18 protein-coding genes are annotated in these 22754 nt (G+C 32.9%); 5 read left to right on the forward strand and 13 right to left on the reverse strand.

Annotated features, from left to right (window positions below; translation table 11 throughout):
• Positions 1 to 3: 3 nt before the first annotated feature.
• Genes ACY2IJ_RS01560 through ACY2IJ_RS01575 form a run of 4 tightly spaced genes read right to left on the reverse strand, consistent with a single transcriptional unit; the run spans position 4 to position 4374 of the window.
• Positions 4 to 1191 carry an acetyl-CoA C-acyltransferase gene (locus tag ACY2IJ_RS01560; protein ID WP_476725411.1) on the reverse strand — a complete coding sequence of 396 codons (1188 nt, stop codon included), beginning with the start codon at positions 1189 to 1191 and terminating at the stop codon, positions 4 to 6.
• A gap of 13 nt (positions 1192 to 1204) precedes the next feature.
• Positions 1205 to 1498, reverse strand: coding sequence for a four helix bundle protein (locus ACY2IJ_RS01565; protein ID WP_476725412.1), 294 nt, complete (start codon positions 1496 to 1498; stop codon positions 1205 to 1207).
• A gap of 39 nt (positions 1499 to 1537) precedes the next feature.
• Entirely contained in the window at positions 1538 to 3940 is a 2403-nt protein-coding gene (locus ACY2IJ_RS01570) for a 3-hydroxyacyl-CoA dehydrogenase/enoyl-CoA hydratase family protein (protein ID WP_476725413.1), read from the reverse strand.
• A 2-nt stretch (positions 3941 to 3942) separates the two neighbouring features.
• Positions 3943 to 4374 (reverse strand): MarR family winged helix-turn-helix transcriptional regulator, encoded by a 432-nt coding sequence (locus ACY2IJ_RS01575; protein ID WP_476725414.1) that lies wholly within the window; start codon positions 4372 to 4374, stop codon positions 3943 to 3945.
• A gap of 252 nt (positions 4375 to 4626) precedes the next feature.
• On the opposite strand from ACY2IJ_RS01575, the gene ACY2IJ_RS01580 reads away from it, so the two are divergent.
• Genes ACY2IJ_RS01580 through ACY2IJ_RS01595 form a run of 4 tightly spaced genes read left to right on the forward strand, consistent with a single transcriptional unit; the run spans position 4627 to position 8478 of the window.
• The gene (locus tag ACY2IJ_RS01580) at positions 4627 to 5547 is read left to right on the forward strand and encodes an ABC transporter ATP-binding protein (RefSeq protein ID WP_476725415.1); all 921 of its coding nucleotides are present in this window, start codon (positions 4627 to 4629) and stop codon (positions 5545 to 5547) included.
• Complete coding sequence (locus tag ACY2IJ_RS01585; RefSeq protein WP_476725416.1) at positions 5540 to 6787, forward strand: ABC transporter permease; 1248 nt, start codon at positions 5540 to 5542, stop codon at positions 6785 to 6787. Before ACY2IJ_RS01580 ends, ACY2IJ_RS01585 begins: the two co-directional genes overlap by 8 nt.
• 8 nt (positions 6788 to 6795) lie before the next feature.
• Positions 6796 to 7959, forward strand: a complete 1164-nt coding sequence (locus ACY2IJ_RS01590) for a sigma-54-dependent transcriptional regulator (RefSeq protein ID WP_476725417.1) — start codon at positions 6796 to 6798, stop codon at positions 7957 to 7959.
• Between the two features lie 39 nt (positions 7960 to 7998).
• Positions 7999 to 8478, forward strand: a complete 480-nt coding sequence (locus ACY2IJ_RS01595; protein ID WP_476725418.1) for a hypothetical protein — start codon at positions 7999 to 8001, stop codon at positions 8476 to 8478.
• A 1152-nt stretch (positions 8479 to 9630) separates the two neighbouring features.
• Here the strand turns inward: ACY2IJ_RS01595 and ACY2IJ_RS01600 are convergent.
• The 8 genes from ACY2IJ_RS01600 to ACY2IJ_RS01635 all read right to left on the reverse strand — a co-directional run bounded on the left by ACY2IJ_RS01600 (position 9631) and on the right by ACY2IJ_RS01635 (position 20225).
• Entirely contained in the window at positions 9631 to 11049 is a 1419-nt protein-coding gene (locus ACY2IJ_RS01600) for an efflux transporter outer membrane subunit (RefSeq protein ID WP_476725419.1), read from the reverse strand.
• A 3-nt stretch (positions 11050 to 11052) separates the two neighbouring features.
• Positions 11053 to 14193, reverse strand: coding sequence for an efflux RND transporter permease subunit (locus ACY2IJ_RS01605; protein WP_476725420.1), 3141 nt, complete (start codon positions 14191 to 14193; stop codon positions 11053 to 11055).
• 23 nt (positions 14194 to 14216) lie between these two features.
• Positions 14217 to 15347 (reverse strand): efflux RND transporter periplasmic adaptor subunit, encoded by a 1131-nt coding sequence (locus ACY2IJ_RS01610; protein WP_476725421.1) that lies wholly within the window; start codon positions 15345 to 15347, stop codon positions 14217 to 14219.
• 35 nt (positions 15348 to 15382) lie between these two features.
• Entirely contained in the window at positions 15383 to 15886 is a 504-nt protein-coding gene (locus ACY2IJ_RS01615) for a GbsR/MarR family transcriptional regulator (RefSeq protein ID WP_476725422.1), read from the reverse strand.
• A 322-nt stretch (positions 15887 to 16208) separates the two neighbouring features.
• Entirely contained in the window at positions 16209 to 16772 is a 564-nt protein-coding gene (locus ACY2IJ_RS01620) for a hypothetical protein (RefSeq protein ID WP_476725423.1), read from the reverse strand.
• A 149-nt stretch (positions 16773 to 16921) separates the two neighbouring features.
• A complete protein-coding gene (locus ACY2IJ_RS01625) occupies positions 16922 to 18781 on the reverse strand; it encodes an ATP-binding protein (protein ID WP_476725424.1) in 1860 nt (619 codons plus the stop codon).
• Entirely contained in the window at positions 18778 to 20007 is a 1230-nt protein-coding gene (locus ACY2IJ_RS01630; protein WP_476725425.1) for a DNA cytosine methyltransferase, read from the reverse strand. Before ACY2IJ_RS01630 ends, ACY2IJ_RS01625 begins: the two co-directional genes overlap by 4 nt.
• Positions 20004 to 20225, reverse strand: a complete 222-nt coding sequence (locus ACY2IJ_RS01635; RefSeq protein WP_476725426.1) for a helix-turn-helix domain-containing protein — start codon at positions 20223 to 20225, stop codon at positions 20004 to 20006. The genes ACY2IJ_RS01630 and ACY2IJ_RS01635 overlap by 4 nt, the downstream gene beginning before the upstream one ends.
• A 437-nt stretch (positions 20226 to 20662) precedes the next feature.
• Between ACY2IJ_RS01635 and ACY2IJ_RS01640 the strand changes: the two genes are divergently transcribed.
• The gene (locus ACY2IJ_RS01640; protein WP_476725427.1) at positions 20663 to 20920 is read left to right on the forward strand and encodes a helix-turn-helix domain-containing protein; all 258 of its coding nucleotides are present in this window, start codon (positions 20663 to 20665) and stop codon (positions 20918 to 20920) included.
• Between the two features lie 148 nt (positions 20921 to 21068).
• On the opposite strand, the gene ACY2IJ_RS01645 is transcribed toward ACY2IJ_RS01640, so the two are convergent.
• On the reverse strand, positions 21069 to 21710 hold the full coding sequence (locus tag ACY2IJ_RS01645) for a DUF6266 family protein (RefSeq protein ID WP_476725428.1): 642 nt from the start codon (positions 21708 to 21710) through the stop codon (positions 21069 to 21071).
• Positions 21711 to 22754 lie beyond the last annotated feature (1044 nt).

Below are 22754 nucleotides of genomic sequence, written 5' to 3' on the forward strand. Positions count from 1 at the left end.
AGGTTATTTTAAAAATTCATAAATTCCTGCTGCTCCTTGTCCTGTTCCTACACACATGGTTACAATACCATATTTGTTATTCCGTCTTCTCATTTCATTAATAAGTTGGACAGATAACTTTGCTCCAGTGCAACCTAAAGGATGCCCTAGGGCAATGGCTCCTCCGTTTACATTCACAATATCTGGATTGATACCCAGTTCATTAATTACGGCTAAAGACTGTGAAGCAAATGCTTCATTCAATTCAATTAAATCAATGTCTTTTAAACTCATTCCTGCATTTTTTAAGACTTTAGGAACCGCTCTTACAGGACCAATTCCCATAATTCTAGGTTCTACACCTACGGCAGCAAAAGAAACCAATCTAGCAACAGGTTCTAAATTCAGTTCTTTAACCATTTCTTCGCTCATTACAATTACAAATGCAGCACCATCGCTCATTTGCGATGAGTTTCCTGCAGTAACAGATCCATTGTTGGCAAATACCGGTCTTAATTTGGCTAAGACTTCTAAAGAAGTGTCTTTTCTTGGTCCTTCATCTTGGGTTACTTCATAGTTTTTAGTTTGTTTTTTACCATCGTTATCTACAAAAATTTCTTCTATGTTAATGGGAACAATATCATCTTCAAATAAGTTTTCTGCTTGCGCTTTTAAAGCTTTCTGGTGTGAGTGAAAAGCAAATGCATCTTGGTCTTTTCTAGAGATTTTAAATTGTTCTGCAACTGCTTCAGCCGTTAATCCCATTCCCCAATAATATTCTTCATTACCTGCTTTGGTTTCTTTGTAGTTGGGAGAAGGTTTGTATCCTCCCATAGGAATGTAAGACATACTTTCTACACCTCCCGCAATAATACAATCGGCCATACCTGACTGAATTTTAGCTGCTGCTATGGCAATGGTTTCTATTCCAGAAGCACAATAACGATTCACGGTCATACCAGCTACATCATCAATTTTTAATCCCATTAAAGAAATTAGACGTCCCATGTTTAAACCTTGCTCTGCTTCGGGCATTGCATTTCCTACAATCACATCATCAATTCTAGTTTTGTCTAATTCGGGAGTTTTTTCTAGTAAATATTCAATGGTTTCTGCAGCCAGTTCATCAGGTCTTTTAAAACGAAATAAACCTTTAGGAGCTTTTCCTACTGCTGTTCTATATCCTTTAATTATATATGCTGTTTTATTCATTAGTCTTGAGTTTTTAGATACGAGGTTTTAGAGCGTTTTGAAAACCGTAAATCATTTTTTGAATTTCTGTACATAATTCTAAAACGCTTGTTAGTTTGTTTTTATTGATAAAGTTTAATTCATGACATAATATTAATTGGGTTTGTCGTTCATAAGCAGATCCATTAGCAATTCCTAAAAAATGATGAAATTCCTTATTAGAGTTTCGGCCAGCTCCTTCTGCTATATTTGATGCAATTGATTTAGAACTTCTTTTATTGAATTCAATAGATTTTTGCCAAATTTTTAAATCCTCTATTTTATGCATCTCTCAAATCTAATTTCTATGATCTCATTAACCAAAACTTTAGTTTCTCAATGGTTTTCCTGTTTTTAGCATGTGCTGAATTCTTTCTAAGGTTTTTCTTTCTCCTAAAAGAGATAAAAAAGCATCTCGTTCTAAATTCAATAAATACTGTTCAGATACCTCCGTAGGTTCCGACAAATCTCCACCGGCCATTACATAACCCAATTTATTAGCAATCAATCGATCGTGTTCTGATGCGTATTTTCCTGCCACCAAACTATCAGCTCCTACCTGAAACATTCCTAAGACTTGCTGACCTAAAACTCTTACTTTTTGAGGTGTAGGCTTTAAATAACCGTCTTCTAACATTTGTATAGCATGTCTTTTGGCTGTGGCTATTTGTTGATGTTCATTAACAACAACAAGGTCTTTGTGTTCTTTGTAATATCCTAAATCAAAAGCTTCATGTGCCGATGTAGCTACTTTGGCCATTGCAATATTGATGAACGCATCTCGCATTCTATTTAATTTTACATCATCTTTTAAAACGGAATCTGAAACTCTTTTAGCCATTTCTTTGGTTCCACCACCACCAGGAATTACTCCAACACCAAACTCCACCAAACCAGTGTAGGTTTCTGCTGCTGCAATTACTTTATCGGCATGTAGACTTAATTCACAACCACCACCTAATGTTAATCCTCTAGGAGTAATTAGGGTAGGGCAAGAGGAGTAACGCATTCTCATTACCGTATTCTGAAAGTATTGAACGGCAAAATTTAACTCGTCATATTCTTGTTCAATAGCCAACATAAATACCATGGCTAAATTGGCTCCTACCGAAAAATTAGTGGCTTGATTTCCTAAAATTACAGCATCATATTCCGATTCTGCCAAATCAATCCCTTTATTTATAGCTTGTAAAACTCCGCTACCTAACGTATTCATTTTAGATTGGAATTCTACATTTAAAACACCATCTCCTAAATGCTGAATAGAAGCTTCTGAATTAGACCAAATGGTTTGACTTTCTCTAATATTATTTAAAATGATGAAACTATCTTGTCCTGGTATTTTAACCTGTTCTTTAGAGCTGATATTGTAGTAGTGTTTTTTTCCTTCTTTAACAGTATAAAATGTTGAGTTTTCTGAAGTGTTAAGTTCATTTACCCAAGCAGCATACGATAAATTTTCAGATTTCATTAGTGCAATTCCTTTGTTAACACCAATGGCATCCCAAATTTCAAAAGGACCGTGTTGCCAGCCAAAACCAGCTTTCATAGCATCATCTATTCTGTAGATTTCATCAGATATTTCTGGAATTCTATGACTTACATAGGCAAACAAGGCAGCAAATGTTTTTCTATAAAACTCACCTGCTTTGTCTTGTCCTTTGATTAATATTTTAAACCTATCGGTAACATTATCTATGGTTTTGGTTGCGCTTAAACTATTAAAATTAGCTTTTTGGGAAGGATGGTATTCTAAGGTATTTAAATCTAAAGCTAGAATAGATTTTTTTCCTTTGTCATCTACATGTTTTTTGTAAAACCCTTGTCCGGTTTTACTTCCTAACCATTTATTGTCTAACATGGTTTGTATAAAATCAGGAAGTTTAAACAATGCTACAGACTCATCATGCTTGCAATTTTCGTACAAACCATTGGCTACATGTACCAAAGTATCTAAACCAACCACGTCTACCGTTCTAAAAGTGGCAGATTTAGGTCTACCAATAATAGGCCCCGTTAATTTGTCAACTTCTTCTACTGTCATTTCCAAATCTTTTACAATATGGAGCATGCTCATAATTCCAAAAATTCCAATTCGGTTTCCTATAAAAGCAGGAGTGTCTTTGGCCAAAACAGTTGTTTTTCCTAAGAATTGGGATCCAAAGTTCATTAAAAAATCTATAACCTCTGGTTTACAGTCTGGACCTGGAACCACCTCAAATAGTTTTAAGTATCTAGGAGGGTTAAAGAAATGACTTACAGCAAAGTGTTCTCTAAAATCTTGAGAACGCCCTTTGTTCATAAACTGAATGGGTATTCCTGAGGTATTACTTGTAACAATTGTTCCTGGTGTTCTATGTTTTTCAATTTGCTCAAATACTTTTTGTTTGATGTCTAAGCGTTCTACGACCACTTCAATAATCCAATCAACCTCTTTAATTTTATGAATATCATCGGTTAAATTACCTGTAGTAATTCTATCAGCAAACTTTTGTGTGTATAAAGGTGCAGGATTTGATTTTATGGTTTTTTGTAGGTTTGTATTTACAATTCTATTTTTTACCAAAGGATGATTTAAATCTAATCCTTTAGCTGTTTCAGAACTGCTTAATTCAGTGGGTGCAATGTCTAACAGTAAAACTTGAACTCCAATATTTGCAAAGTGACAAGCAATACCTGATCCCATAATTCCTGAACCAATAACTGCTATTTTGTTGATGTGTTTTTTCATACTTAAAAAATTAATTTTTGGTCTATCAATTCCTGAATAGTTTCTGTCACAACTTTAAATGTTTCTATTTGTTTAGGGGTTAAATTATCTGCTACTGTTTGATTAAATTTTAATACGAGTTGTTTAGAAATCTCTCGTTGTTTTTTTCCTTTATCAGTTAGTTTTATCAATACACTTCTGCCGTCATCAGGATTTTTTTCTCGATAAATCAACTCTAGTTCTTCCATTTTTTTTAAAGTTCTGGATAGGCTAGTTGCTTCAATTCCCATTTTTGGGCCTAATAGCGTAGAAGGAGTTCCGTCTTTATAGTGAATGCAAATTAATACAAAGCCAATAGTCATTACACTATTTCTTTTTAAGGCTTCCTCATTGTACATTTTGTTAATGGATTGCCAGGTACTTCTAAATAAATAATCAAAAGGTGTTGTTTTCATAGACTTAAATATACTAAAAATAAACTATGCTTGCACAATATTTGAAAATAAAATTATTTAATATGTTGATTTTTTAACAGCTTTTTTAATATATAGTAGTTTTTAGTGATGAAAATTTAATATAAAGTAATTACGTAAAAAAAATAAACAAAGGGTAGGTTGAGTTTTTAGTTTGAATATTACAATCAATATATCCGTATATATACCTAACATTATAATATCTTTGAAACCGAAAATTAAAGGAAAGCAGTAATGCAAGAAATAATTCTGAATATACAGAACCTACAAAAATCCTATGGTTCTAAAACAGCTTTAAAAGAGGTTTCTTTACAAACTAACAAGGGAACTATTTATGGGTTAATAGGACAAAACGGAGCAGGAAAAACAACTTTAATAAGAATCATAAATCAAATTATAGAAGCTGACCACGGAACTGTTTTGTTTAAAGGTAAAAAGTTATCCTTAAACCATATTCAGCATATAGGTTATTTGCCAGAGGAAAGAGGGCTGTACAAAAACATGTCTATAGAAGAACAGGCTTTGTATTTTGGACAGTTAAAAGGGATGACAAAAACAGATGCAAGAACTCAGCTAAATTATTGGCTAGAGCGTTTTGATATTGTAGACTGGAAAAAGAAAAAAATCCAGGATTTGTCTAAAGGAATGGCTCAAAAGGTTCAGTTTATCATAACCGTACTGCATCAACCTGATTTGTTGATTTTAGATGAACCTTTTAGCGGTTTTGATCCTGTAAATGCAAATTTAATTGCAAACGAAATTAAAACGTTGGCTAGTAAAGGAACTACGGTTATTTTTTCATCACACAGAATGGAATCTGTAGCAGAAATGTGTGATGCTTTGAGTTTAATTCACAAAGGAACTATTTTATTAGAAGGTAGCATTGCCGAAATCCAACAAAAACACGTACAAGAACTTTATCAAATAGAGATTACATCTTTAAACAATGCAGCCATACCTTCTTTTTTAGAAAACACTAACTATTGTGTTAACGTGTTAAATCAAACTCCTAAAATATTAAAGCTAGAAGTAACCAAAGTAAACAAATCAGCAAATTTATTAGAAGACGTTTTAAAATTGGGCGAGTTAATTTTATTCAAACAATACATTCCTAGTCTTCAAGAAATTTTTATAAAAACAATAGAAAATGCATAAGTTACTGTTAATTATAAAAAGAGAATTTATAACCAAAGTACGTAGCAAATCTTATTTGATTTTAATTTTTCTAAGTCCTTTGTTAATGCTCTGTATGTTTGCGGCTATTTTTTATTTTGCGAGTAAGGAAGAAAAAGCAAACAATCATCAAAACAAAATTTTAACCATTACCACTCCAGAAATAAATTCTGAAATTCAGAAAACTCACCCCAATCTTATTTGCGAACAAGGCAATGCAATTTCTTTTGAGCAAGCCAAAACATTGGTAGATCATGCAGATTTTAATGGTTTGGTGTATGCAAATCCAAGTTTGAGTGTAATGGAAATTTATGGAGATCAAAATATTCCTTTACAATCTTTAAAATCAATCATTGAAAAACACAGAAGAATATACTTGTTAGAGCAACACCAGATAGATAAAAATATCATTCAGCAAGTAGCTACTACAAATATTGTTCATATTACTCATAAAAAAGAATCTAAAAAAGAAATCCAAAAATGGGTAAAAGGAACTGTAGCAATAGGTACTGGGTATTTAATTATGATGTTTGTAATTATTTACGGAAACTCAGTAATGCGAAGTATTATAGAGGAAAAAAATAGTAGAATTATTGAAATTATGGTATCTACAGTTAAACCTTTCCAATTGCTGTTAGGAAAAATTATAGGAAATGCTTTGGCTGGAATTTTACAGTTTTTTATCTGGGGATTATTGCTTTTAATAGGCTTGTTGGTTCTTAAATTTACCATCCCAGGCAATGCAAACGAAACCCAAAAAATGATGCAGATTTTTACCGTTATTTGGGATTTAAATTACTTACAAATTATAACTTGTTTCATCGCTTTCTTTTTAAGTGGTTATTTGTTATATAGCGGTTTTTACGCATCTGTGGGAGCAGCTGTAAATAGTGAAACCGACACCCAACAATTTGTACATCCTATATTGTTACCTTTAATGTTTGCGGTTTATATTGGTATTGTTACTGTTGTAAACGGAAATGCCAACGGACATACGGCCACCTTGTTTTCTTTTGTCCCTTTTACCTCTCCAATAGTTATGTTAATGCGCATTCCATACGGTGTTCCTATGTGGCAAATACTTTTGTCCTTGGCATTATTATTGGTTAGTTTTATCACAACTGTTTATATAGCAAGTAAAATTTATAGAATAGGAATCTTAACTTACGGAAATAAACCCAATATGAAACAGTTGGTAAAATGGATGTTTCAAAAACAATAAAGTACATTATGAGTAAAATTTTAATTATTGAAGATGAAGATGCAATTAGAAGAGTTTTAAAACGCATTATAGCTGATGAAAATAAAACTTACGAAGTTGAAGATGTAGAAGATGGAATTAAAGGGTTAGAATTGGTTCAAAATCATGAGTATGATTTGATCTTATGTGATATTAAAATGCCTAAAATGGATGGTGTAGAAGTGCTTGAAAAAATAAAAGCTTTAAAGCCAGAAATACCAGTTATTATGATTTCTGGTCATGGAGACTTAGACACAGCTGTACAAACCATGAGAATGGGAGCTTATGATTATATTTCTAAACCGCCAGATTTAAACAGACTTTTAAATACCGTTAGAAATGCCTTAGATCAAAAACAACTAATTGTAGAAAATAAAATTCTAAAGAAAAAAGTTAGTAAAAAGTATGAAATGATTGGGGAAAGCCAACCCATAATTCATATCAAACAAATGATTGATAAAGTGGCTCCAACAGAAGCAAGAGTGTTAATTACAGGGCCTAACGGAACAGGTAAAGAGTTGGTAGCACATAGATTACACGATTTAAGTGAACGTTCCAAATCTCCAATGGTAGAAGTTAACTGTGCAGCCATTCCATCAGAGTTGATAGAAAGTGAGTTGTTTGGGCATGTCAAAGGTTCTTTTACAGGTGCCAATAAAGACAGAGCCGGAAAATTTGAAGCTGCTCATGGTGGAACTATTTTTTTAGATGAAATAGGAGACATGAGTTTGTCTGCTCAAGCCAAAGTGTTGCGTGCCTTGCAAGAAAATAAAATAAGTAGAGTAGGTTCAGACAAAGACATTAAGGTAGATGTAAGAGTTTTGGCAGCAACCAATAAAGATTTGCGTAAAGAAATAGAAGAAGGACGTTTTAGAGAAGATTTATACCACCGTTTGGCAGTAATTTTAATAGAAGTACCTTCGTTAAATCATCGTAGAGATGACATTCCTATGTTAATCAACCACTTTACAGTTATCATAGCAAAAGAACAAGGGATGACTCCTAAAACTTTTTCTAAAGAAGCTATAGAAAAATTACAAGAATACAATTGGACAGGAAACATACGAGAGTTAAGAAATGTAGTAGAAAGATTACTTATTTTAGGAGAAAAAGAAATTAGTGCTACTGATGTTGAACTTTTTGCAAGTAAATAAAAAATAAAATTCTAATAAATAGGGCAAAGCCTACATACAATGATTGAACAAATAAAAAATATTGAAATAGGAACAGGGGTTGGAGCTGTTAAGTTTGGAATGCTAAAATCTGATGTTTTAAGCATTTTAGGAATGCCCACAGACAAAGTTGTAGAAAAAGACTTTGAAACAGGTGATGCTGTAGAAACTTGGGATTACGACAATTGTGGTATTGCTTTTTCTTTTGATGAAGAAGAAGATTGGAAGCTAGAAACCATAACGATCAACTCTAGTTATTTTGAATTAAATGGAGTAGGTCTAGTAGGAAAAGGGATTCAAGAAGTTCAAGATTTTGTTGAGCAAAATAAATTGGGAGACATGGAGTTTGAAGATTATTCAACCCCAGAACTACCCAATCATGAATTGATAGACATAGATGAAGCCAATATGTTTTTATGGTTTACAGATGAAATTTTACAAGAAATTCAGTTCGGTGTAAAATGGGATGACGATGACAATGCTTTGTGGCCAACACGTTAATAAAATAAACATAATAGTTCATCGACCACATCGAGACACAAAATATTATACAAAAAAGCTCCAACTTTAAACAGTTGGAGCTTTTATCTTAAATACAATTAAATCAACTGCAACAGGTCATCGAGCAGCATATCATTACGTATCTTTAAAAGGGGGTTCGAGCAGCTTGTACTGAGTAACATCATTAGCTCTCCTAAAAGGGTGTTCGAGTAGCCTGTACTGAGTTACATCGAAGTAGAGTCGAGAACAGAAACATCTCTTGTTATAGTAACATTTAATTACACCTAAACACTCTACTTCTCGACTACGCTCGAAGATCGTAATATTAACACAACATATAACCCCAAAAGGTGTTCGAGTAGCCTGTGCTGAGTAACATCATTAGCTCTCCTAAAAGGTGTTCGAGCGGAGTCGAGAACTGAAATATCTCTTGTTATAGTAACATTTAATTACACCTAAACACTCTACTTCTCGACTACGCTCGAAGACCGTAATATTACAACACACAACCCCAAAGGATGTTCGAGCGAAGTCAACAATACATCATTACATATTTGGTGTTCAAGTAACCTGTACTGAGTAACATCATTAGCTCTCCTAAAAGGTGTTCGAGCGCAGTCGAGAACTAGAATTTTTCTTATTGTAGAAACTTTTATTTACACCTAAACACTGTGCTTCTCGACTACGCTCGAAGATCGTAATATTAATACAACACATAACCCCAAAAGGTGTTCGAGCAAAGTCAACAATACATCATTACGTATCTACAAAAGGGTGTTCGAGCGCAGTCGAGAACTAGAATTTTTCTTATTATAGCAACATTTAATCACACCTAAACACTCTACTTCTCGACTACGCTCGAAGATCGTAATATTAACACAACACAATCCTAAAAGGGTATTCGAGTAGCCTGTACTGAGTTATACTGAAGTAGAGTCGAGAACTAGAATTTTTCTTATTGTAGAAACTTTTATTTACACCTTAACACTGTCCTTCTCGACTACGCTCGAAGACCATAACACATACCCCTAAAAGGTCATTAAGCAGCTTGTGCTAAGTTGTAAATGAGTTAAGATGCAAAATATTACCATAAAAAAAGCTCCAACTTTAATTCGTTGGAGCTTTTTTATTTCTAAGATTAGGTAAAAGGATTTATTTCCATCCACCACCTAAAGCTTTATACAAATCTACAACCGTTAATAGTTGCTGTAACTTGCTATCTACCAAATTTAATTTGGCACTTAAAGCACTTTCTCTAGTAGTTAATAAATCTAAATACGTAGCATATCCGTTCTTTAGCAATTCTTCCGAATTTGCTTCAGCGTGACTTAGAGCTTCTGCTTGGTTTACAATGTATTTAAATTTAGTGGTTTCTGCCTGATACGCAAAAAGAGCGTTAGAAACTTCGCTACCTGCAACCAACAATGTTTTTCTATAATTTAACAAAGCTTGTTCTTCATTGTTTTTAGCAACTTCAACCTGTGTTTTTAACTTACGTTGATTAAAAATGGGCTGTGCAATTCCACCTATTACATTGGTAAAAATAGAATTTGCACTCAACCAATTGTCAACAGCTAAACTTTCAAATCCACCAGAAGCGGTTAATGTTAACGATGGATACAAATTGGTTTTGGCTACATTTTTCAATTCAAAAGTTTCCATCAAGCTGTATTGAGCAGATTTTACATCAGGTCTGTTACTTAATAGTAAGGCAGGAACGCCAATTTCCATTTCAGTATCAATAGCTTGTTTGTTCAAAGCACTTCTTTTAAATTCTTGAGGATGAATACCTAATAAAATGCTAAAACTATTTTCCAATTTAAAAATTGCTGTTTCTAAATCTACTTTTAATGCTTCGGCACTGTTGTATTGAGCAATGTTTTGATCTACAGCAACCTGATTCACTTGACCAGATTCCATTAAAGCCTTAATGGTTTCTACTCCTTTTTTACGAACAGCAATGGTTTGTTCTGTAATTTCTAACTGAGCATCCAAAGCAAGTAATTGATAATAAGTACCTACAATTCTAGAAACCAATTCGGTTCTAACTGCTTGTTGAGCAGCAGTAGACTTTAAATAACTAGCATAACTAGCTCTTTTGCTACTGCGTATTTTTCCCCAAATGTCTGCTTCCCAAGATAAATTACCCGATAAGCTATAGGTTTGAATGTTTCTATTAGGAGACAGTCCACCAAACCTACTGTTTTTAGAAATACCTTGATCTGTTACATTGGCTCCAACACTAAACGTTGGCAAATAACCTGCTTTTCCTTGTTTTAAATAAGACTCCGCAGAATTCATTTGTTTGATGGCTATTTGCAAATCAAAATTGTTTTGCAATCCTTGGTGTACATATTCTTGTAAATAAGCATCTGTAAACATGGTTTTCCAAGATACATTTGCCATAGATACAGAGTCCATTTCTTTGGCAGTGTTTTCATCAACCCTAAACACATCTTTAGAAGTTTCTTCTACTTTGGGTTGTCTGTAATCTTTAACAGCCAGACAAGAGGTTAGGAGTGTGGTGGCTCCTAACATCAAGATTGCTATATATTTACTATTTTTTTTCATGATTTAATCAATTTGTTTGTTTAACTCTACTGCTGTTTTAGATACTTTTTCTTGCAACCATTGAAATAGTATAAATAGAATTGGAATGACAAAGACACCTAAAATGGTTCCTATCAATAAACCTCCAACAGCACCCGTACCAATAGATTTGTTTCCTTCAGATCCTACACCTTTGGCTAAAACTAAAGGCATTAATCCTAAAATAAAGGCAAAAGATGTCATTAAAATAGGACGTAAACGAGATTTTGCTCCATCAATGGCAGCTTGCACAATGGCTTCTCCTTGTTTTCTTTTTTGCAAGGCAATTTCTACAATAAGAATGGCATTTTTGGCCAACAACCCAATCAGCATAATTAGAGCAATTTGGAAATAAATGTTGTTTTCTAAACCTAAGAACTTGGTGCTAATATAGGCTCCAAATACACCAAATGGTAAAGATAGAATTACAGCAAAGGGTAGTAAATAACTTTCGTATTGAGCACTTAACAAGAAATACACAAACACAATACTTAAAATAAAAATAAACGTTGTTTGGTTTCCTGCATTTACTTCTTCACGAGTTAAACCAGAATATGCAATGCTATAGTTGTTAGGCAATTTGGCTGCTTCTTCTTCAATAACTCTAATGGCATCTCCTGTACTGTATCCTTCGTTAGTTGCTCCTGTAATACTTGTGTTGTTTAACAAGTTAAAACGTGTTACCGCTTGTGGTCCATATACTCTTTCTAGTTTTACAAACTCTGTAATAGGAGCCATTTCACCTTTGTCGGTTCTAACAAACATATTGTTCAATGCATTGGTGTCTGCTCTGTCTTCTGGTAGTGTTTGAATGTAGACTCTAAACTGTTTTCCAAATTTAGAAAAGTCCGATGCGTATATTCCTCCAATATATCCTTGTAAAGTAGAAAATATGCTAGAAACAGAAACTCCTTTTTCTTTGGCTAGCGGTACATTTACTTTCATTTCATATTGCGGATAATTGGTGTTAAATGCAGATTGAGCATATTTAATTTCAGGATGACTCATTAATGCAGCAGCAAAATCTTGATTTGCTTTGTCTAAGTCTGTAAATTCTCCTCCAAATTTATCTAAAAGGTTTACCTCAAAACCAGCAGAGTTACCAAAACCACGAATACTTGGCGGAGAAAAGAAAATAATTTTTGCTTCTGGAACTCCTGCAGCAACACCAAATAATTTTCCAGTAATGGCTTGTGAAGAAAGAGAAGGATCTTCACGTTCGCTCCAATTTTTTAATTTAATAATTCCCATTCCGTAGTTAGAACCAGAACCATTAATTAAACTTCTACCTTTAATAAAGTTAACAGCATCAATCCCTTCTATTCCATCTATTTTTGCATATAGCTTTCTGGCTACAGCATCGGTTCTGTCTAAAGATGCACCGGCTGGTAGTTCAATATTGGCAAAAATAATTCCTCTATCTTCATTTGGTACAAAACCTGTAGGTGTTGTATTGGCTGCCCAATAAATTCCAACTCCAGCAATTAGCAATAACAATACAGATACAAATTTGTTTTTGTATAAAAATTGCAACGATTGTCCGTATTTGTGAATTGTAGCATTAAAACCTCTATTGAACAATGTATAAAAACGTTGTAACGGATTTTTACTTTTTAGTTCCTCATCTTTATGGTGTGTTTTTAATAACAAAGCACACAAGGCAGGACTTAAAGTCAATGCATTTACTGCTGAAATTAAAATAGCAATAATTAAAGTTACCCCAAATTGTTCGTAAAACACCCCTGTAGGTCCAGTAATAAAAGTTACCGGAATAAATACAGCGGCCATTACTAGGGTAATAGAAACAATGGCTCCAGAGATTTCATTCATCGCAACTAAGGTTGCTTTTTTAGGATTCTTTTCACCTTCGTCCATTTTAGCATGAACAGCTTCTACTACTACAATGGCATCATCTACCACAATACCAATGGCTAGTACCAAGGCAAATAAAGTTAGTAGGTTGATAGAATATCCAAATACATTTAAGAAAAAGAACGTACCAATAATAGATACCGGTACTGCAATGGCCGGAATTAAGGTAGATCTTAAATCTTGTAAAAAGATAAATACCACTAAGAATACTAATAAAAAGGCTTCTAATAAAGTACTGATTACTTTTTCTATAGAGGCATTTAAAAACAAACTAGTATCATAAGGCACAAAAATATCCAATCCATCAGGAAGGTCTTTTTTAATGGTTTCTAAAGTTGCTTTAATGTTTTCTATAATTTCTTGTGCATTGGATCCTTTGGTTTGAAAAATTCCCATAAATACAGCAGGATTTCCTAAACTCATGGCATTAGAAGCATAAGATTGTGCATCTAATTCTATGGTAGCAATATCTTTTAAACGTAAAAACTCTCCGTTTCCTAAGGCTTTAATCACAATATCACTATACTGACTTTCGTTTTTAAAACGTCCGCTATAAGTTAAAGTGTAAGAAAAAGACTCTCCACTGTTCTGACCTAAAGATCCTGCAGCAGCTTCTAAGTTTTGTTCTTTTAAAGCTGCAGTTACATCAGAAGGAATTAAGTTGTAAGCCGCTAATTTTTCTGGTTTTAACCAAATACGCATTGCGTAATCTTGCTGAGAAAACACACTTACATCTCCCACACCACTAATACGTTGCATGGCAGGAATTACATTAATTTTTAAGTAATTCTGAATAAAAGTAGCATCGTAATCTTTGTTTTTAGAGTACATAGAAATAAACATCAAAGCACTGTTTTCTTGCTTTTGTGTAATTACTCCTGTTTGTGTTACTTCTTGTGGTAATAATGCCGAAGCTCTTGCTACACGGTTTTGTACGTTTACAGCAGCAATATCTGCATCCATTTCTTGGTCAAAATAAACCGTAATTTCTGCTGCTCCTGTGTTAGATGCCGTAGAGGTAATGTAGGTCATTCCTTCTACACCATTTATTTGTTCTTCAATAGGAATAATTACACTTTCTAATACAGTTTCTGCATTGGCTCCTGTATAATTTGCTGTTACCTTAATGGTAGGGGGTGCAATATCAGGATATTCTTCTATGGGTAAATTAGTAATACTAATAACCCCTAGCAATACTATAATGATAGAGATTACCGTTGAAAGAACGGGTCTTTCAATAAATGTTTTTAACATAATTGTAAAATTTCTAGGTTCAATTAATTTTTAAATAATGTAGCTATAGGTTTTATAGCTTCTTCAAAAGGAGTGTCTTTTGGAGAAATTGTAGCCCCATTTCTTAACTTGTTAACACCGGTAATAATAATTTTATCACCCACATTAAGCCCCGATTCTACTACGTATAAGTTATTTACAACACCTGCTATTTTTAATAAAGTAGCTTTAATTTTATTGTCTTTTCCTAACGTGTATATCATCACATTTTTTTGTTGTTCAAAAGTTGCAGATTGTGGTACTACAATTGCATCTTTATAGGCAATAGGCAATCTAATTTTTCCACTATTCCCGTTGGTTAACAATTCGTTAGGGTTGTTAAAGGCAGCTCTAATTGTAATGGTACCTGTGTTTTGATTGATTTGACCAGTACTTGTTTGAATACGACCTTTTTCTGAATATACTTTTCCATTGGCCAACACCAAAGTTAAATCTGGAGCATTTTTAATACGTTCGGCTTTGGTAGTTCCTTCATAACGTTGCAAGTGGTCTATGTATTGAGCTTCATTAAAACTAAAGAACGCATATACTTTGTCTATTTCACTTACGGTTGTTAATGGTGTGGCATCATTAGGGCTAACCAAAGCACCTTGTCTAAAATTAATAGCACCTACATAACCATTTATAGGACTTTTAATTGTTGCATAACCAATATTAGCAAACACACTACTGTAATTTGCTTTGGCTTGTGCTAAGTTGGCTTTGGCTGTTTCTAATTGTATAGGACTAATAATTTTTTTCTCTACCAACGGAATTAGTTTGTCAACCTCAACTTTGGCAACGTTTACTGCTGCTTTTGCTGCTTCTGCATCCTGAGATAATGTTTGTGTTTCTAACTTAAACAATGCTTGTCCTTTGTGTACTTTTTCGCCTTCATCTACCAATACTTTTTGAATGTATCCCGATACTTTGGCTCTTACATCACTATTTACAACTCCTTCTATAGTAGTAGGGTATTCTGTATAGCCTGTAACTGTTTTTTGTTGAATTGTTGTTACCGGAATGCTAGGAGGGGGAGCTGTGGCATGTGCGGTTGCTTCTGCTTTACTTTTTCCGCAACTAAACAAGGTTGCAGAGACCAATACTAGTGCTGCTGCTTTATATACTGTATTCATTTTATTTAATTTTAGTGATTAATTTTCTTTTTATTTTAAAGATCAAATTGGGTATCTGTTAATTTTGCTCTTAACTCTTTAATAGATGTGCTGGCATCATCTATAAACTTGATGTAGTTATTATGGAAGTTTAATTCAAATTTTTCATCTTCATTTTCTATCTTATTATTGTTGATAATTTCTTTATATTCTTTTATTTCTAAATGCAAGGTTTTAACTTCTGCCCATTCTTCTATCATATCATCAATATGTTGTAAAATCATATCTTTATTAATGATGAAGTACTTTTTACGATCGCCAGTTTTGGTGTAGTAAATAATTTTTTTTAAATCTTGTAAATGATTCAGGTGTGTAGAAATTGTACTTTTACTAGCACATAAAACACAAACCATTTCGTCAAAAGTGGTTCCTCTTTTTCCTGTAAGAATAATATAGGCTAGAATTCTAGCTGCAACAGGAGCCAATTGCTCTCTTTTTTCTAAGTGCACACCTAGCTTTTCTACCAAAGCCATTTTCTTACTACATATCTGTTCTTTCATAACTTTCTAAATTATAGAATGCAAATATACGACTAGTTCGGTTATAACCGAACTAAAAGAACTCTAATATTTATTATTAAAAACAAAATGTAACATATGTTTATGCTTATCGATAAAAAGAGGGGTGATAATACTATATGTTTTGTAAAATATACGGTCTTCGATTAGCCTGTGCTGAGTTAGACCGAAGTAGAGTCGAGAAGTAAAGTGTTTAAGTATGATTAAACGTTGCTATACTAAGAAACATCAATTTTTAACTTTGTTCAAACGCAATTATATACAATTGTATTTGATACTCTCTTAAAACATAACATATAAAAGCTTATGAAACACCAAGTGCTTGTTTCAACTTAGTAAGTTCTTCTAAATTCTGAATGTCCTTTTTGTACAAATCCATTCCATCTTTTAAGTTTGTTCCTTCTTCAATCAATTTAAAATCAAATCGATTGATAATTTTTAAACCACTTGATGAATAAGCCAAGGCATAAATAGAAATAGGTAAATTATTTTCGATACTTGAAAACCAATATGTAAAAAAAGTAGAAAACAAGTCTGTTACAACACGACTTCCAATTCCTTTTTCTTTTGCCAAGCCTCCCCATAGCCATATTTTTTTATGCTCTATATCTAATTGCTTTTCTGTTAATGCCAATTCACTCCATTGTCCGTTTTGCAATCCTTTTATAAAATCTTTTTTAACAGGCCACATATCCAAAGCAGCAACAATAGATTTATTTTTTTGAACAGTCCAAATACCATGCTGGTACATATCCCAACAATTAACAACTGTATTTAAAGCTAACATTTGTCCATCAAACCTGTCATTAAAAAATTGATGAAATAATGTCAATTCGCTTTTTAACAATGGAACCCCTGTTTTATTCATTTTTGTATTTGGTTAATGTTTTTTCTTTAAATGTTGCGTTTTGATTGGGTAATAAGTAAGTTGTTGTAAGTTATGTTTTTATAAATGTGGGGTTAACTAACACTAACGGTCTTGTGTGAATTGTAAATGTGTATGGCTTTCAGTGTTGGCTATTCAGTTCCATTATGTCTGTTGTAAGCTTCAATAAATTCTTTATGATATTCTTTTGATTGTTCCAAAAGCTCTCTGTAAGTTTTTACAAAAACTTCTCCTGACCTAGCATAAGTTTCTTCCTTTGCTTTAAAGTTATAATCTTCAGAATGTTTTTCTCCACCAACAACATAGCAAACAACTTTTGAAAAACCTGTTTCAGAAGCATATTTGTTTTTTAAAAAAGTCCCATATTTATAAGCTTGTTCAACTGCTTTTTCATCTACTCTATAAGTACTTCTTTTTATTTCAATTACATAAAGAATTTCGCCTAAAGCATTACTGCTTAAAAAGTCAATTCGCTTATTTTTTTCTTCAAGCTTTTCTTCTGGAAAAGCATCTTTTAAAAGTTGTGAATACGTTACTTCATCTCTAAACTCTAGAATTCTTGGGTCTAGTAACCACGGGAATTTTTTCAAGAAATTATGTAGTGTTGGAACTTCCTTAGTGTTAGTATTTAAATAAGTTTCAAACTGCTTAATTACCTCAATTCTTGCATCCGCTAATCCTTTAATTTCCTTTGCCTCTATAGCTTTCCAATCATCCATTAACTTCAAAAGCGTTGGTATATCTTCAGGATTTGATATGTCAGCAATTTTTGAAGCGTATTCTTTAAATGTTTGATTGTTAAATTTATCTATAACATTACCAATTATCTCACTAGATTCTTCAACATCAATATTTGAATTTTCAAGAATTGGGTCTATTATTTTATTACTTAGTTCTCTTTCATAAGTAGGTAATTCACCTTGCCATTTGTCTATATCTAATTCCTTAGTTTCAACAATAGATGTTTTTTTTATCGCTGCTCTTTTAGTTTTCCATTCACTACCAATTCTGCGAATAATTTTATGTAGATATTCTTGTAATTCTCTGGTTTTTTCATTTTCCCAGTTTAAGGAATGTCTATCAGTTGAAATAACGTCTTCATCAAATTCGTCAATAAAATCTACTTCTAAATAACCTGTTACATAACTATGAAATTGGTCATTATCTCTTGCTCCATAAAATTCAGCTGTATTAACAATTTTACCTCTTGAAGTCAAGTACAAACCTCTCATTTCAGTATCCTTAACAGGTGTTTCTAGGGTGAAAATATTTCCTTCTATATCTTTCCAATGTTCATAATCTTTATCGTATTGCTCATCTGGAAATTTCCATTCGAATTGTGTTTTTAGCTCTCTAAACTTTAGGTCATTAGTTACTGGAACTTCATTTGAATTATTCAAATAAAGAGTAGTTTTCATTTCGTCAAAAATCAAAAACTTTTTAGATAGACTCAACGCTATTTTGTCGAGTTCAAAATCAGATTTTCTTCTTATCTTTTTTAAGTATAAAATTGTTCCTTTTTCGTCATCTGTTGGTTCATTTTTTGAAATTATTTCAGGTTCATATTCGCCTTTACTATTTCTGATATCTTCCAAACTCATTTTAAAATGATTTTTAAAACCATTTTTTACTGAGATAACTTCTATAACATCACAAATTCCAAAAACAGATAATTTTCCAAGTCCTTTTTTTCCTATGACTTTTCTTTTTTTTACATCACTTTCCTGTTTTTCTGTGTCTTTTCTTCTGTTTCTCCCTATAACTAAATATTTTTCTTGTAGTTCTTGGAAATCCATTCCATTACCATCATCTGTGTAGTGAATTTCTTTACCATTATCATCAACTTGAAAATTAATAAGTACTGTATCTGCATCAGCATCCCAAGAGTTTGAAATTAGTTCGGATAATACACTTGGTAATTTTGAATATAATGAGATACCTAAGTGCTCAATTGTATTTGGGTCAAATACAAGTTTTAAATTTTTATTCATAGTTGTTCTGTAATTTTTTTAGCAATTTCATTTGCCATTAATGGTGGAACAGCATTTCCAATTTGGCGAAAAGCAGCACTTCTACCTCCTTCAAAGAAAAAATCGTCAGGAAATGATTGAATTCTAGCAGCTTCTCTTACCGATAATGACCTTACTTGCTGACTGCTTGGATAGATATAATGGTGACCATCTTTAGCAATATGAGCAACCATTGTGTGAGAAAGTCCATTGATATCAACAACTTTATATCTGTCAACAAATGATTTTTCGTTTTTGTGAGTTTTAAGTTTGCTTGGCAAATCTGGATATTTGAGACGTTCTGATTTGTTTAACCATTTATTAATAGCAATTTTATAAATGTTCAAATCTCTTTCGTTATGAGGTCTTGCTATGTGTTGAGTAACAAAGTCAATACCATTTCTAATTTCAAACTTCTCTAGATATTCTGTTGCATTCGATACATATTTAGTGACTAAATTTTGCTCTCCAGGATTTAAATATTTTAAATCTGAAAGTATATCTTCAATTGTATAATTTATATCTGTTTTTGTGAACTTAGGATACTTAAAATCTAATCCTTTTTGCCAACCAATTAATATTATTCGTCTCCTTTTTTGCAAAACTCCAAAATGTTCTGATTTTTGGATTGTATAATCTAGTTCAAAACCAATTCTTTTAAAATATGCTTGCATATTTTTAAAATAACTTCCTTTATCGGCTGTAATTAAACCCATTACATTTTCAAACACAAAAACTTTTGGCTGATATTTCTTTAAAAACTTTCCATATTCTTTATAAAGAAAATTTCTAGGGTCATTTTGCATTTTATTTTTATCTCTTGCTCTTCCAACAAGAGAATAGGCTTGACAAGGTGGACCACCTACAATTAAATCAATTTGTTGACTTCCAATAAGATTGTCAATTTTATTGAATATTGTTTTATTGTTTTTTCCACCAATAGGAATGTTAATTACAGAATTTGAAATCTCATTATTGCCGTGTTTTTTCAAGAAATCTTCACGAGTAGTTTTTTGAGAAATATAATCATAGTAGAATTGGACTTTGTTCTCTTTTTTTAATTTATGATAGACAAGTCTTGTTTCTAAAGTATCACAAGCTTTTTTGTCTATTTCTACGTGAGCAATAGGATTAAAGCCTGCTTTTATAAATCCTTCTGATAAACCACCTGCTCCAGAAAATAAATCTATGAAGTTCAAATTTTTCATAGTGATTTATTCAGATTTATATGTCCGTATATTTTTTCAAGAATATCTTTTGGGTCGGCATCAATAGCTTTAGAAATCAGATATAGTTCCTCAGCTTTAAGATTTGATTCCTCTTTTTTGCTAAGATTACTAAGACGAGATTTTCTAATTCCTGTTTTTCTAGAAACTTCCGCTTTATTAATTGATTTATCAGTAAAATACTTACCTAGAAATGTCATAATTATAGCTAATAGATTAATTCCTCAAATGTATACAATAGTTCCGATTAAAACAACTTTTGTTGCTTTTAAAGAAATTTTTATTAAAGGTGATTTGTGGCTGGAAAAGAGCTTGACTGAGCGTTGGGCTTTTCAGCTTGTTGCCAACACCTAACATCAATACCCAAGGTGTTTTTTTGTTAAAAAACGAAGTTACATATTTTAAATAATTAACTTTTGTTAATATTAAAAAATATTCACAAAAAATAGTTTTTAATCTAACAATGTTAGACAATTCCTAGTTTAGAATAGAGTGGAGGGTGTTGTAAAACTCTCATTAACAACACTTAAACTAGTGGGTGTGTTTAGGTAGAAGTTTATTTTTTGTAAAAAAACACTTATATTAGCAGGTAATCATCTCTATTTTAGAGGTGTATATAACTTAAAAATATGCTGTTATGAAAAAAGAAAAACAACCTTTGTTAAATGTAAAAAACAATCCTTTAGAGTTAGATGCTCATTTGTTAGAAAACGAAGTTTGGCTAACCACAGAACAAGCCATGGCACATTTAAATGTAAGTCGTAGTACTATTTATAGATTGCGAAAACAACATCACATTCCCAGTTTTAAATTAGGGCACAGTCCTATGTATCCAAAACATTTATTAAACAAATTGTTTATGTACAAAGCTATACAAAACATTAAACAAGATTAATAGAGGTATCTAAATACCTACCTTTTACAAAACTATTTTTGCATTCAGAATATAAAAAAAAATCGTGTTAGCCTATAACAAATATTGTGTTACACGCTAACACGACTTAAAGAACTAGCTTACAAGCAGTGTTTAAAATTGAGTATTTTTACAGTACCGTAACTGCTCCCATATAGGTACTTATAGATGCAAAATGAGTTTCTGGTTTGCTAAAAGCAACCCAAACTTGCACCTCAAAACTAGCCATGTAATTGGGTAGAGTTACGTTTGTTGTTGCAGCATCTCTAGTAGCAGCGGCTGTATTGGTATAAAACAATTGCAAATCTGGAGCATAAACCACCACCATAAAAGCATCTGTAGCAGTGGCTTTTCCTTGTCCGCTATTGTCTTGCCAGCTAAAACTTAAAACCTGGTTTGCAGCAGCACTTAACGTAGCCCCATCAACCCCTCTTAAATCTCCTTTGCTAATGAGTACTTTTTCATAATCCATAACCATTCCTTGCGGAGAGCTTACCACTGCATTTTTAAGATGATAAGAAGTAGCCATGTTAGAACGAGATCTATCGCCCTGAGGGGTTCCAAAATAAAGATTTAAAATTTCTACAATTGGACTTAAGAACACAATAACTGTTTTAAATTTTTCGCGTTGTTCTTCTTGTTTTACGGTAGGTACATAAGATCCACGTTGTGGTAAACTACGCATTACATTTTTACCTCTCCATCTTGTACCTACTACGTTTCCTACTTTACCAGAAAATCCGCCAAGTATTCCTTTTTCAAAAGTTGCCATAATTTATTTTTTTTGATTAATAGAAGACCAATCTAAGGTCTAAAAGACAGAAAATCAAACCTTTGGTATGTGTTGACACAAAGTAACATGTATAGATAGGTTGTTCTTATTATTGGCTTTGAACAGTTTTTATTGATAGTACAAAAAATTCAATAGCATTTACTGACTTGTATTGGTACACAAACCTTGTTTTTAGAGGCTTTTGTTCGAGTTTTGTTCGAGAATCCTTCGGTACAAAGCATACTGTATATTTGAAAAATGCAGTTTTTTGGGAGCAAACAGGGAGAAAACTAGGGGAGTACTTAGTTGTGTTGTGTTAAAATTATGATCTTCGAGCGTAGTCGAGAAGTAGGGTGTTTAGGTGTGATTAAAGGTTACTATAACAAGAAATATTCCAGTTCTCGACTTCGCTCGAACACCCTTTTTGGGGAGCTAATTGTGTAACTCAATACAGGCTGCTCGAACACCCTTTGTGTGTGGTGCAATATTACGGTCTTCGAGGGCAGTCGAGAAGCACAGTGTTTTACTATAATTAAAAGTTGCTATAACAAGAAATATTCCAGTTCTCGACTTCGCTCGAACACCTTTTGTGGAGAGCTAATGATGTTACTCAGTACAGGCTGCTTGAACACCCTTTGTGTGTGGTGCAATATTACGGTCTTCGAGCGCAGTCGAGAAGTAGGGTGTTTAGGTGTGATTAAAGGGTTTTTATAACAAGAAATGTTCCAGTTCTCGACTTCGCTCGAACACCTTTTGTGGAGAGCTAATGATGTTACTCAGTACAAGCTGCTTGAACACCCTTTGTGTGTGGTGCAATATTACGGTCTTCGAGGGCAGTCGAGAAGCACAGTGTTTTACTATAATTAAAAGTTGCTATAACAAGAAATATTCCAGTTCTCGACTTCGCTCGAACACCCTTTGTGGAGAGCTAATGATGTAACTCAGCACAGGCTACTCGAACACCTTTTGAGGAATGTGTAGTGTTATGGTCTTCGAGCGTAGTCGAGAAGCACAGTGTTTTGCTATAATTAAAGGTTTCTATAA

It is taken from the genome of Wenyingzhuangia gracilariae (assembly GCF_056387575.1).

What these genes read in the sequence shown, in the direction of transcription:
- ACY2IJ_RS01560 (WP_476725411.1), bottom strand. Translation starts at nt 1,191, where the DNA reads ATGAATAAAACAGCATATATAATTAAAGGATATAGAACAGCAGTAGGA.
- ACY2IJ_RS01565 (WP_476725412.1), bottom strand. Translation starts at nt 1,498, where the DNA reads ATGCATAAAATAGAGGATTTAAAAATTTGGCAAAAATCTATTGAATTC.
- ACY2IJ_RS01570 (WP_476725413.1), bottom strand. Translation starts at nt 3,940, where the DNA reads ATGAAAAAACACATCAACAAAATAGCAGTTATTGGTTCAGGAATTATG.
- ACY2IJ_RS01575 (WP_476725414.1), bottom strand. Translation starts at nt 4,374, where the DNA reads ATGAAAACAACACCTTTTGATTATTTATTTAGAAGTACCTGGCAATCC.
- ACY2IJ_RS01580 (WP_476725415.1), top strand. Translation starts at nt 4,627, where the DNA reads ATGCAAGAAATAATTCTGAATATACAGAACCTACAAAAATCCTATGGT.
- ACY2IJ_RS01585 (WP_476725416.1), top strand. Translation starts at nt 5,540, where the DNA reads ATGCATAAGTTACTGTTAATTATAAAAAGAGAATTTATAACCAAAGTA.
- ACY2IJ_RS01590 (WP_476725417.1), top strand. Translation starts at nt 6,796, where the DNA reads ATGAGTAAAATTTTAATTATTGAAGATGAAGATGCAATTAGAAGAGTT.
- ACY2IJ_RS01595 (WP_476725418.1), top strand. Translation starts at nt 7,999, where the DNA reads ATGATTGAACAAATAAAAAATATTGAAATAGGAACAGGGGTTGGAGCT.
- ACY2IJ_RS01600 (WP_476725419.1), bottom strand. Translation starts at nt 11,049, where the DNA reads ATGAAAAAAAATAGTAAATATATAGCAATCTTGATGTTAGGAGCCACC.
- ACY2IJ_RS01605 (WP_476725420.1), bottom strand. Translation starts at nt 14,193, where the DNA reads ATGTTAAAAACATTTATTGAAAGACCCGTTCTTTCAACGGTAATCTCT.
- ACY2IJ_RS01610 (WP_476725421.1), bottom strand. Translation starts at nt 15,347, where the DNA reads ATGAATACAGTATATAAAGCAGCAGCACTAGTATTGGTCTCTGCAACC.
- ACY2IJ_RS01615 (WP_476725422.1), bottom strand. Translation starts at nt 15,886, where the DNA reads ATGAAAGAACAGATATGTAGTAAGAAAATGGCTTTGGTAGAAAAGCTA.
- ACY2IJ_RS01620 (WP_476725423.1), bottom strand. Translation starts at nt 16,772, where the DNA reads ATGAATAAAACAGGGGTTCCATTGTTAAAAAGCGAATTGACATTATTT.
- ACY2IJ_RS01625 (WP_476725424.1), bottom strand. Translation starts at nt 18,781, where the DNA reads ATGAATAAAAATTTAAAACTTGTATTTGACCCAAATACAATTGAGCAC.
- ACY2IJ_RS01630 (WP_476725425.1), bottom strand. Translation starts at nt 20,007, where the DNA reads ATGAAAAATTTGAACTTCATAGATTTATTTTCTGGAGCAGGTGGTTTA.
- ACY2IJ_RS01635 (WP_476725426.1), bottom strand. Translation starts at nt 20,225, where the DNA reads ATGACATTTCTAGGTAAGTATTTTACTGATAAATCAATTAATAAAGCG.
- ACY2IJ_RS01640 (WP_476725427.1), top strand. Translation starts at nt 20,663, where the DNA reads ATGAAAAAAGAAAAACAACCTTTGTTAAATGTAAAAAACAATCCTTTA.
- ACY2IJ_RS01645 (WP_476725428.1), bottom strand. Translation starts at nt 21,710, where the DNA reads ATGGCAACTTTTGAAAAAGGAATACTTGGCGGATTTTCTGGTAAAGTA.